2 protein-coding genes are annotated in these 13,840 nt (G+C 32.8%); both read right to left on the reverse strand.

Annotation, left to right across the window (positions count from 1 at the left end):
• Positions 1-429: 429 nt before the first annotated feature.
• Entirely contained in the window at positions 430-11,595 is an 11,166-nt protein-coding gene (locus HW276_RS08185) for an autotransporter-associated N-terminal domain-containing protein (RefSeq protein ID WP_178938102.1), read from the reverse strand.
• A 454-nt stretch (positions 11,596-12,049) separates the two neighbouring features.
• Positions 12,050-13,585, reverse strand: a complete 1,536-nt coding sequence (gpmI, locus tag HW276_RS08190; protein WP_147004089.1) for a 2,3-bisphosphoglycerate-independent phosphoglycerate mutase — start codon at positions 13,583-13,585, stop codon at positions 12,050-12,052.
• Between the last annotated feature and the right edge of the window lie 255 nt (positions 13,586-13,840).

Here is a 13,840-nt window from a genome sequence, read left to right on the forward strand (position 1 = left end):
GTTTTTTTTTTGCTATTATTTATATTTTATTAAATAAAAATATAATAACTTATTTAATATTCTTCAATTTAGTATATCACATTATTTTCTAAAAATCAAAAAAAAAAAAAAAAAAACTAATATAACAAATATATTTAAAGGCTTTTCCCATACTAAAATTTTTATTATTTAATATAGTAAAACTGCTTTAAAACTAAACTTAAAAATTATGACTATTTTACTCGAACCCTGAATTTATATGATCTTTAATAGTTTAATTTTGAATAGGTTTGAGTATATTATGTTTTATTTATTTTCTAGCAACAATACTTAATTTTTTTAAAGAAATTCATAATGAATCTGCTATTTAAATATTAAATAGTATAAAACAAAAAAAGAAAGGGAAAAAACCCCCTTCTTAAATAAAATACAGTTAAATAATAATCAAAATTAGTAAATCGCTCTAAATCCGATTCCACCTCTTACATTTTCACCTTTTGTATCATAGCCTGCATTTACAGTTACGCCAAATCTTGTGTTTTCAATTCCAAGGTTCAAATCAACTTTTCCGTTTCCACGTCTGTCATCCTTTTCACCTCTTATATTAAACCAGTCAGCCGTTGTATAACGAACTCTTGCCTTATTATTTACATCTCCAACTTTTCCAAGTTCATTTTCATAAGCAAGTCCTAATTTTGCAATGAAAGTTGTTCTGACTGCCATTGGCTGTCTGTATTTAAATTCTACTCCAACTTCAGGCTTTATAGAATAATAGTCATTTGACTTAACTTCAAGACGCATTTGTCCGTTGTCTTCTTTTATTCCGCCAAATCTTCCATATTCCATTCTTAAGCTTCCATAAGGTGAAATGCTTGTTCTTTCACTTGTTCTGATATTCTTTCTAAGCTCATTTCTAAGTCCAAGCCCGTATGTATGGAATTGTGACTTCGCTTCAAATATATCATCAACAACAAGGAATTTTCTATCCATATCACCAGTTCCTACAAATCCTTCAGCCGCAACAGTCCAATTTAGACCGTTATTATGATCTCTTCCAAGCGGTTTTGATTTATACACTCCAGCTTTTACCATAGTTTGTTCCTCTTTTGAACCTCCTATGTCGCTAAAGTCAAATTTGTTCTTAACTGCTCCTGCATACCATCCTGAAGATTCTCCCAGTTTTATAGTTTCATTTTCATTTAAATATGCAAATCCATAAGCTTTATTTGTATAATCAATGATTCCAGCAGTATCTGTCTTGTAGTTGCCTTTCATTCCAAATACTTTTATTTTGTTTGAATCTTTAGATTTTGTTTCCCATTCGTTTCTCAAATATCCAAATTCTTTATTTAATAAATTACCAGTTTCAAAAATTCTTTGCTGAACATTTGCATATTGATGTCCCATCATTTCATCAATTGCTTGAACAAGTAAAGTTTCTTCACTATTTCCAATAGTATTCAACTTGTTAAATAATGTTTTTTCCCTTGAGTCAAGGCTATTTACATCATATCTTTGTTCCAGTCCGTCAGTAAAGTTAAATTCATTTGAGGTTGGCAAAACAAATGCCGTATAAGGAATCTTTGTCATAAGAACACGTGTAATCTGCTGTGTTGCCGGATCTACTTCAGGCGTTGCCATCCAAGTTAACGAAGCAGAATATGGAGTAAAGTTGAATATTCCAGCATTTATCTGATTCAGGAACGGCTGCAATATTTGTTTTCCAATAATTACATTCTTAGAATTTGTAAGCACTGAAAATTCTGTTCCGATTAATAAATCACTGTTAATTCCAAGTGAAGTTGCTCCATTTACGTTAATTGGACGTGTTCTTCCCAATGTATCCACATAAACTCCAAAGTTCGAGAATGCATAGTTTACATTAGGTGCAGAATAATTTATTGTCTGAACTTGGCTGTCATTTAATATTACTCCATTTCTTTGGATTGCCAATCTTCCGTTTGGCAGCTGAACAATTCCTACTCCTCCAAGGGTTTTGCTTGGATCTTTTGGAGCATAATAATCCTGTGCCCCATTTGCAGAAGCAATTCTTCCATTTCCTGAACTCAATGCCGGCAATACATTTCCTGGAGTTGCATCAGTTCCTATCGGCAAATCGCCTGACACTCCTTGAGAATCTGCATCATATCTGACTCCATAAGATTTCAGTCCACTTATATTGATTTCTCCATAGTTCTTGATTATAGATTTATTACTTGAAGTCCCTTTAATTAACACACCATAGCTGCTGTCTGCATCAATATCTATTTTACCGTAATTTTCAAGCGTACTTCCATTTAATACAGCAACTCCTACAAGTCCCTGAACGTTGTCATTTCCGTGATAAGAACCTGTTGTAGTAATATTACCTGTATTTACAAATTTTGCTCCATTATTTACAAATACTCCCATCATTGTCTGAACTTTATTAGAAGCTGATGCATTTGATGAATCCAAGTAAATGTTTCCAGAGTTTCTCAATGTTGTTCCCCTGTCATCTCCATACATTCCGATACCCAAGTTTTCTGTTACATAAATATCCCTTTCATTTGAAATATTTGCTCCGCCTACAGCTGCCATTCCAATTCCATAAATTATATTATTCGGATCAGACTTGTCTGTCTTTCCAATTTTAATTACTCCCCTGTTTACTGCATTAGAGGCCCCTGTAACAAGAATACCTTGATTTCCAGTTCCATGTGACAAGTCAATTATTCCATTATTTACAATATCTGCTCCATCTTTTCCGTAAATGGCAATAATCTTACCATTTGTTCCAGATGTAATTGTCGCATTATTTGTAACTTTCGATGAACCTTCTGTATAAATGAATGTTGATTCATTTCCTAAATTCACATTTGATGAAGATGAATTTGAATAAACATTTGTCTTACTCAATCCTGGATTTGCCAAAATTACACCATAAGACTTATCCCCAACATTAAAGCTTGAAGTAGTGTCTGTAATTGTAATTCCATTAGATCCATAAACTCCCACAGGCTCACTATTTGCATCCGTAGCAGTATGGTTAGCGACATTAATTACACCGCCAACATTAGCAATTCCACCTTTTTTATAAATTCCGATTGCCTTATCCGCAACATTAATCACAGAACTTCCTGCAGTTTCCACTTTTCCATTTTCACTAAGTGAATAAATTCCAAATGAAGACTCTCCAACATTAATTGTTCCGCTATTCTTAACATTAATTGTCGAACCATTTTGAGCATAAATTCCAACTGTAGAATCATTTTTAACAGAAGTTGCAGTTCTATCAACATTTATTATTCCACTATTTTCAAATGTCTGATCCGATGTCCCTTCCAAATATGCCGCAATTGAACGTTTTCCAGTAATATCAATATTTCCGCTATTTACAATCGTTTTTGCTGCACCTGATTTATTTTGAGAGAAAATTCCAATTGAATCATCACTGCTAAATTCCATATTTGCCTTATTTGTAACATTAGAATCTATCGCAACAATACCTTTTGCCTTATTAGATACACCTGTTATCTTGTTACCATCTATTACAGCGCTAGATTTATCCACATAAATTCCAGTAGAGCCATTATTCAATGTCATATTATTCCATCCGCTGAATGCAGATGTTCCATTCATATAAACTCCAGTTCCGCCTGCAGACACCACAATGTCATTATTATTCATATGAGCTTTACTGTTAATAATGTATAACATTGGCTCTGAAGAAGTTGTCAATGTTCCAGTATTATTATAATTTAACACAGCATTATTTTCCAAATATGCCAAGCTTCCACTATTTGCAAAGTTATAATTTCCACCATTTACTGTCAATGTTGAATCGTTTCCATAAAGTGCAAATCCTCTATTTCCAACAGTCACATCTCCAGTAGTTGTAACATTTGTCTTTTTCATTGCATAAATTCCAACTGAAGTTGAAGTGACATTTCCACTTGCATCCAATGTCGAATCACCAATTGTTATATTTCCACTATTTGTAACCGTTGCATTTGGATTATTGGAAGTTTCAGGTGCAATATAAATTCCAGCAGAGCCTTTTCCTAATGTAATATTTCCTGTATTTAACACATCTATTTTCTTACTGCTTACCGGTGTATTTTTTGCATAAATTCCAACTGATTTATCTTTACCAGTTATTTCTCCTTTATTTTCAACTTTGTTAAATCCGATTGAGTAAATAGCAGAAGATTCATCACCAACTGTTATTTTAGAACCAGTAGTTGTTGTAATTATACCTTCATTTTTAAATCCGGCAGGTGCTCCAATATAGCCTGCAGTTGTATTTTTATAAATTCCATAAATTCCAGTTGATTTATTTCCTACAAGAATATCTTTTGAATTAAGTCCTCTTGAAGAATCAAGATACATCGCTGTACTTGTTTCGGCATTTGATAAGTCTAATTTTCCTCTATTTTCAGCATCATATCCAGATGTTCCAACCCAAGGCAATCCAGGATTACTATTACCATCTGCCATAAGTCCAATGATATTTTCAGTTGATGGTTTTGCTTCAACTGTAACTCCTGTTTGTATAATAGCTTCCCCATTTATAACATGTGAAAGAATATTTCCAGTATCAAGAGCATTTCCAATTGCAACTGTCAAATCATGTGCAGTTTCAGAACTTCCTTCAGTAACCCGTGTTCTTTCTACAGAATGCTTATTAGTAACTAATGTTCCACCATTGTCAATAATGTGTCCACCTTTTTGAGCAAAGATACCGACTCCATCTCCGCCAAATTCAATTTTTGCTCCACTTTGAAAATCAACAGTTGCACCAGTTGTTACAATTGCCCCAACTCCATTTGATCCTTTCAAATTAATTGTTGCACCACTTGCGATTGTTACTTCTGATGCTTTTGTTCCACCATTTCCAACATAGATACCAGTTCCAGCTACTTTATTATCTCCAATATTCATAGTACCTGTGTAAGTGATATTACTTGAATTTTCAGCAAATAATCCAACTCCATTTGCTCCTGTTGTGATAGCAGTCGATATTGTTTTTGGAGTTCCTAAAACCCTAGGAGTTGTTTGAGTAGCAGGAGTTCCAGGAATTCCTTGTCCATCAGTATAAATTCCAATTGCATAAAAGTCTCCTGAATTACCGCCTAATGCTGAATCTCCAACTTTTATTTCCTGATTATAAGCTGAAATATCTGCAGTAGCACCTTTCATTAAAACTCCAATTAATCCATTTCCATTCATTCCATTAGCAGTATAGTCCAATTTAGAAGTAGTTGCATTCAAAACTCCACCATCAAGATAAACTCCAACTCCATATCCTTTTACTTTACCAATATTTCCTCCATACAATGCTCCAGTTGGTTCAGTAGCAGTACCTTTTATATAATAAGCAACCTGATTTTGAGAAGTACTGTTTAAGTCAATTTCTCCTGTTGAAGTATCTGCTTTTGCAGTATTTGATAAATATACAGCAACAGAAGATTCAGCAGCATCATTCAAGTTTATTTTTCCAACTTTTTGAATATCAGATTTTGGTGTGTAAATTCCAACTGTATTTTTTGCCTTTTGATTTATAGTTCCTTCATTCTTTATAACTGAATCTGCTAAATTTCCAAGGTTTTTCGTAAACATTCCTGTAGAACTTTCAGATTCTATATCAATAGTACCACCATTTTTATTTGTCAAATTAATTTTTTTACCAGCTCCACTTGATGATCCAAACATTCCAACTGAATTTTTAGAAGTAGAAGTTAATTTTATATTTCCAGAATTTTCTGCAACAGCATCATCTTTAGCAAACATTCCAGTTGATTTTTTACCAGCTAGCTCAATTTTTCCTGCACTTGCATTTTCAACTTTAGTTCCATCATCTGAACCATACATTCCAATTATTCCTTCAACTGAACCAGAACCATTAATCTTATTCTTATTTGTTACTTTCCCTTTAGCAGTCGCAAGCATTCCTATGCCTTCTTTACCATTTATATTAATAGTTCCATCATTTACACCTTCTGTAACTTTTCCTGTAGTTGTGTTTTTCCCTGTTGCATAAATTCCCATTCCTTTTTCACCAGCAGCTTTAATCTCAATTTCTCCAGTACTTGTGTTAGTTACCAACGAACCATTTTCTCCATACATTCCAGTAGCTTTTTCATTATTTACTTTTATTTTATTTTTATTATTTGCTATAGAATTATTAGCAAGCATTCCGACAGAATTTTTAGAATTTACATTAATTTCACCATCACTTGCATTATTTTCTGCAGTCAAATTTGCTCTGTCATTTGTTTCATTTAAAGCATATATTCCAACAGATTTTTCCATATTAACATCAATTTTTTTATTATTAGATATAGTCAATTTTTTAGATGCATTTGACGCCAATTCTCCATAAATTCCTGCACTCTTATTTTCTGTAGTTGTACCAACCAAAGTAATTGTTCCATTGTTTACTATCGTATTATCAGCAGTTGCATCGCTTGTAAATTTACCATAAATTCCTGCTGAAGCTCCCTTATCTACAGTAATTGTTCCATTTGCGGCATTTTCTGCATCACTATTTTCAAGATAAATTCCTGCTGATTGATTTTCTTTCATTTCTATTTTAAGATTATTAGTGACTTTAGATCCAGATTTACCATAGATTCCTGCAGATTCTGCCTTTTTCATCGTAATTGTTCCGCTATTGTCAACAGTACTCTTTTCTGCTGAAATCCCAATTGATTTATTTGAATCTACAATAATTGTTCCATCAGCCGTATTAACTGCTACCAATTTATTCTTGTCATTTGAAACATCATTTTTCGCATAAATTCCTACTGACTGAGTACTTCCACTAGCAATATTTATTTCTTTTTCATTTTTTAAAGTCAATATTTTAGTTACATTTACTTCAGTTGTCCCATAAATTCCAACATTTTTCGTAACAGAGGTAAGCTGTATTTGACCTTGATTTAGTATTGTATAGTCTACTTTTGTAACATTGCTAGTCAATTTCCCATACATCCCTGCCGAACCACTAGTTGCTGTAGCAGAACCTGTCAATGTTATTGTTCCAGTTGCTGCATTTGTAGCATTTGAATCTAAAGCATACATTCCAGCTGAGTTTTCATGTGATACATTTATTTCTTTATTATTAGTTATATGAGAATCTGTACTTCCATACATCCCTGCTGAATTTTCTTTTGTAACATTTATCACATTATCATTTACTCCTTCAGCATTATATGCGTAAATTCCTACTGTCTCTTTTACATTCAAATCAATTTTACCTGTTGTAGCATTATTTAGAGCTTTTCCTTTAGTTCTATCATTAGTTCCATTTTTTACAAACATTCCAACTGATTTTTCCTGCTCCACAGTTATCTGGTTCTTATTATCCAATGTTGTAGTTCCAGTCGCTGTACTTCCAATTTCAGCATACATTCCAACTGACTCAGTTTTAGCAGTTCCTCCTAATTTAATAGTCCCTGTATTTTCAATATTACGAGTAACAGCATCTGTAATTTTAGCAAAAATACCTGCTGATTTATTACTCTCAATATTAATAGTTCCAGCATTTGAAGGCAATGAATTTTCTACATACATTCCTGCTGAAGCATCTCCAGTTATCGTAATTACTCCAGTTGTAGCATCATTTGTAATAGTTGCTCCATTTAATCCAAGCATTCCTGCTGATTTTCCACCAGCAACTTTAATTGTTCCTTTATTAGTAGCAGTCCCTTTATCTGCTAAAATTCCAACTGATTTTGAATCATTATCTGTGCTTGTAATTAAAATACTTCCACTATTTTCAATTTCAGATTCATTTATACCATAAACTCCTACAGAATCCTTTCCTTGTAATTTTATCTCTGAACCTATCAAGTTGCTCACTTTAGCTTTATCAGCCATTATTCCTATAACACTCGAAACCGAAGCATCTGACGTTATTTTATTCTTATTTTCAATTGAAACATTTTCTCCTTCTCCATAAATTCCAATTGAATTCCCCATATGAATATTTATATTCCCATTATGTTCTACATTCTGATATCCTCCTGCATAAATCCCAACTCCTTTAATTTCAGATGATCCTGCTAGCCCCACTTCTATATCGCCATCGTTGGTAACATTCTTCATAGATGTAGATGTCGCATAAATTCCTGCTGAACTGCCTTTTTGAATTGTTATCTTCCCTGTTGATTTATTAGTAACATCACTGTCGTTTGCATAAATCCCTGCTGAACCTGTTTCTTCTGTAATTATTTCCTTTTCATTTGTAATTATCGACCCCATTCCGTAAATTCCTGCTGACTGTGTTCCCTTAGCAGTTATTTTCCCATTTGCTCCTTTATTTTCTACTGTACTGTTTTCAGCAAATATCCCTACAGATTTATTCCCTGAAGTCGTTATCACATTATTATTTGTCAACGTTGAAAACCATTTTCCATAAATTCCAATTGAAGATTGATTATTTGTTGTTAAAGTTCCACTATTTGTTGCTGTAGATGCATTTGAATAAATTCCTACAGCTCCATCTTTTCCAGTCAATGCAAGTGTACCTTCATTTGTTACAGTAGCTCCATTTAATCCTGAAATTGTTGTTTTTAACTCAGAAGTCAAAGTTTTTCCAGAATTGATATTTACAATACCGTTATCTGAAACTAAGAATTGTGCTGAATCATTAATATTAGAAAATTTTGTACTATCAGCTGTAATATTTCCATTAATATTTATAGTTGTATTTTTTGCACCATAAAATATAGCAGAATTTGTTCCCATACTTGAAACCGTCAAATTTTGTAAAGTTGTATTCGTTATATTTACAGTATCATCCGTCGTATTTCCAGTATTTCCAAAATATGCAAATACTGCTCCATCTCCAATCGAAGTTTTTAACTTATTAATTGTAAACACATTTCCAAAATCACTTGCCTTAGAAGAATAAAGTCCGACAGTTCCAGTACCTAAAGTTAATTCTGCATTATTTCCTTGAAAAGTAGTTCTTGTGGAACTTCCATCTGAATATACTCCTATTCCAGTACTACTATTAGCAGAAGCTCCAACTGTAACCTTTCCTTCGATAGTCCCTATAGATCCACTAGTAAATACCGCAATTCCACCATTACTTGATTTTACTTCTCCATCATTTTTAATTGTAAATGTCCCATTTTCCGAATACAATCCTGCTTTTCCACCCGATTCAGTAGAAACAATACCTGAATTTGTAAATGTCCCCCCATTTTGAACAACAGCATGATACTGTGTACTTGAAATTGTAGCTCCATTCTTGTTTGTAGCTATCGAATTTTTTGTATACAATCCAACTGAATTAACTCCAGTAGCAACTATTTCAGCATTAGTGTAATTATTAAATTCAGCTGAATTATCATTATCAATCAACATAACTCCAAAACCATTAGTCCCATCAACAGTTATTTTTTTCTTATTTCCACTAGGACTATTTGTGTCAGACTTTGTTTCTTTTAACATCATCCCTATATTTTTTTTACCTCTTACTTCTATTGTTCCATCATTGTTAATTACAGATGTACCAGAGTAAATTCCAATATTTTCACCACCAATACTATTTATTGTTATGGTTCCAAGATTTTTTAATCCTGTTTCTTTTCCTGATTCACTTCCAACTCTTATTCCTATACTTTTAGTTGCAGTACCTTCAATGTTTATCTTTCCACTTTGTGAATTAATTACTGGTGAAATATTTCCCCCCACTTTAACTCTGGGAGTACCACTAGTTTTTGTGTCATTATACTCATAATACTGTGAATAGAGTCCAAATGAGTTGTTACCTGTTATTTCAATTGTTCCGCTATTAATTGCACCATCAGACAATTTAGCTAACAAAGTTATTCCTCCAGATTCTGAACCTTTTACTTTAATAAGTCCTTTATTCTCAAATTTAGAATGTTCTTCTAATTCGTTATCAGTTTGAGAAACTACCATTCCATGACTTTTTTCACCAGTTAATGTAATTATTGCATCCTTTTCATTTATTGCAACTGCTTCTATATTTCGTGACCATTTTGGGCGAAGAATACCAAATTTATCCATTTCCATATCATCTTGAAAATTTCCTGTTGCAAATCCTGCAGAATTTTTTCCACCTAGTTCTATATTTTTTTTATTTATTAAAATAAGTCTATTACCTTTACTCGGTCTTGTCGTTCCTTCAAAATTATCTCGATATGTCGTTTCTTTTGTAATTAAGAGAGCAGCCTGATTATCACTATTTCCTTTAATTATACCACTATTTATTGCAGTAGCTTGTGCATAATCCCAAACATCAGGCTGTATTTCCATCCCACCTGTAACTGGACTTGTTAAATCAATAGTACCTTTATTTTCTACAGAAAATTTTATTCCTGAATCATAACTAGTTCCATCTTTTCCTCCTAAATATTTTTTAAATCCTGTATCCAATGCTACGGCTCTTGAACGTGATACATCTACAGTCAAAATACTACCTTCTGCTATTTTATATTCTTGTCCATTTCCCATATATTCTATAATTGAATTTTGTTTTTTAGGTATTCCATCAGTTATTTTATGCTCTCCACTAAAAACTAATCTGTAATCTCTACTCTGTGTAGTAGGTAAAACTCCAAAAAGAGAATTATCACCCGTTGGAGAATTTCCAAACGAAGTCAAAGACGGAACTTCAAAAGATACTGCATTCACTGATGGATTTGGTGGTGTAATACTTGGCGCAACTGGCTTATTTACAGTAATAGCACTAACTTCAGAAACTTCTGGAGCCTCAATCGTCAATGTATTAACACTTGGAGTTGGTGAATCAATTGTCAACTTTGGAGTTGGCGGAGTTATACTCACTCCTATTGTTGGTGCTGCCAACGTTATTGAAATTGAAGGTGCTTCTACTTTCGACACTTCACCCGGGTTTGGTGTGTCTGGCACGTTTATGTTTATAGCTTTTAGTGTCGGAATTAGTATTGTCGGTGCTGTTATTGGCTCAGTCACCTTCAAATTAATATTCGGACGCACTACTTCCCTTGGCATATCAATTTTTGGATTTATTGCGATTTCCTCTTTTGATACTGATTTTGGACGTACGTTTGCCATTATCTGGATTTCCACTTCTGGCTCTTGAACATGAAGCAATGAAGCTAATCCGTAAGACTGCTTTCCTATTGTGGAAGTGCTAAGTGAAGAAGTCATGTAACTTTTTCTTCTGTTTGACAAAATTCCAGTATCTGCCCAGTTTTCACGGTTATAAATGCTGTTAAACGAATATTTCTCGGCTTTGTCGCCTCTTCCTTTATAAGTGCCGTTATTGCTTGATATAAAGGTATTGGCACCGAATTGCCATGATTGCCATGGAGATTTTACGACCTGATCTCCTTGTTCCATTAACTGGATTAATTCCAAGTTCAAGTCTTCTATCGCCTCTTCGTTTGCCTTTTTCTTTTTCTTAATCGCAGTACGTGTCTTATCTGCCGACATTACCAGCTCTTTATTTAATCGCTCATAAAGCACGTTTGAAGATGTATTTAACCCAATTGAAAAAGTTATCATTCCCGTTATCAAGTATGAAAACAGCAATGATTCTGTATATTTTACATCTTTTGCTCTTTTGGCAAATGCTTTTAGATCTTTCTTTGCCTGTCTTAAATTGTTACTCATAAACTTCTCCTTTTTATTTTTTTTAATCAGTTATTTATAAAAGCCTAAAAATTCAATAAACACTGTATTTTTTACGCTTAATTTCCCTGTTTTTTCCATTTTTCTGCAAATATTACGATTATTATTCAATCTTTATTGCTTTTATAGTATACTAATTTTTTTATAATTTTAATTTTTATAACAAAACCTATTTCATAAAACCATAATCAACCTGCAAAACTCCATATTTTTTTTATTATTTTTTGTATAAATTACAATTTGAATATACTTTTAATCTGAACTTATTACATTATATCATTTTTTTATTTTCATTACAATATATTTATTTATAATATTTTATTAAGCCTTATTTATTAATTGCATTATTTTTTAATTATAAAATCAATAAAAAATCCCTCCAAATATATTATTTAGAGAGATTTTATGAGCGAGATTTAATCAAAATATGAGAAAATTATTTTTCTATCAAACTGCTTCCATCCATTTCAGCAGGTTTTTCCAATCCTAAAAGTTCTAACATTGTAGGTGCAATATCAGCTAATTTTCCACCTTTTCTTAATTTAGCATCTTTCATGTCGTTTGAAATGAAGATGAATGGAACAGGGTTTACAGTGTGAGCTGTATGAGGTTCTCCTGTTTCTGGATTTACTAATAAATCAGCATTTCCGTGATCTGCAGTTATAAATAATGCTCCGTCCATTTCTAGCACTTTTCTTACAATTTGTCCTAAGCAATTATCCACAGCTTGACAAGCTTCAATTACTGCCTGTACATTTCCTGTATGTCCAACCATGTCAGGATTTGCAAAGTTTAAGATAACTGTGTCAACTTTTCCTGTATTTAATTCTTCGATTAATCTGTCTTTTACTTTGTAAGCGCTCATTTCTGGCTGCAAGTCATAAGTTGCAACTTTTGGTGAATCAGAAAGCAATCTGATTTCTCCTGGATAAGGTTCTTCTTTTCCACCGTTGAAGAAGAATGTAACATGTGCATATTTTTCAGTTTCTGCTGTTCTTACTTGAATTAATCCAGCTTTTGAAACAACTTCCCCAAAGCAGTTTACTATTTTTTCAGGCGGGAAAGCGATTGGCGAATCAAATGATGCATCATATTGAGCCATTGTAACAAAGTTTACTTTAGGATAAACTTTTCTGTCAAATCCTTTAAATTCTGGATCAACAAATATTCTTGTAAGCTGTCTTGCTCTATCTGGTCTGAAGTTTGCAAAAATTACTCCATCTCCATCTTTGATTAATCCATTGTCTTTTGAACCAATTTTAACAGGAACTACAAATTCATCAGTTACACCTTTTGCATAAGACGCTTTGATTGCTTCATCAGCAGTTGGGTAAACTTCTCCATCTCCGATAGTCAACGCATCGTAAGCTAATTTTTCTCTGTCCCAGTTGTTATCTCTGTCCATTCCATAATATCTTCCAATTACAGTTGCGATTTTTCCAACGCCAATTTTATCCAAGCCTTCTTGCAACTGAGCCAAATAATTTACTCCGCTTTCAGGCGCTGTATCCCTTCCATCTGTAATAGGGTGAACATAAACTTCTGTAAGTCCCTTTTTAGCTGCCATGTCAACTAATCCAATAATATGGTCAATGTGACAGTGAACTCCACCATCAGATGCAAGTCCTAAGATATGAAGAGCTTTACCATTATTTTTAGTTGTGTCCATCACATTTGCTAAAACTTCGTTTTCTAAAATTGAACCATCGTTAATTGCTTTTGAAATTTTTGGAAGCATTTGGAAAACTGTTCTTCCTGCTCCAATATTTGTATGTCCAACTTCAGAGTTTCCAAATTGTCCGTCTGGAAGCCCAACATGTCCTCCATCAGCACGAAGTTCTGTAAAAGGATATTCTTTTTTATATCTCTCAAAATTTAATGGTTTTGCCATTTTAATCCCATTAACTTGATCGTCGTGGTGATTCATTCCCCAACCATCTAAAATTACTAAAACTACAGGTCTTTTTTTCATCTTAATTGTCCTTTCAAATTAATATATTAAATTTCACTTGCTAACTTACTACATTTATTATACTAATTTTTTCACAAATTTTCAAGAAATTATGTGTTTTATTTTTATATTTTTTACACTAGCAGCTTAGTGAACTACTCCCGCTTTTAGAAGCCGGAGACTTCTTGCTATCTTTTGTTAAAGCAAATAAAAAATAAAAATTATTTTGTATTCTAGTGAAAACGACTTGATTTTTATTGAAAAAAATGATAATAT

This window comes from Leptotrichia sp. oral taxon 417 (genome assembly GCF_013394865.1).
Classification (GTDB): domain Bacteria; phylum Fusobacteriota; class Fusobacteriia; order Fusobacteriales; family Leptotrichiaceae; genus Leptotrichia; species Leptotrichia wadei_A.

Bases quoted from the DNA above. Each gene is read 5' to 3' on its own strand.
- HW276_RS08185 (WP_178938102.1), bottom strand. From the start codon at position 11,595: ATGAGTAACAATTTAAGACAGGCAAAGAAAGATCTAAAAGCATTTGCC.
- gpmI (WP_147004089.1), bottom strand. From the start codon at position 13,585: ATGAAAAAAAGACCTGTAGTTTTAGTAATTTTAGATGGTTGGGGAATG.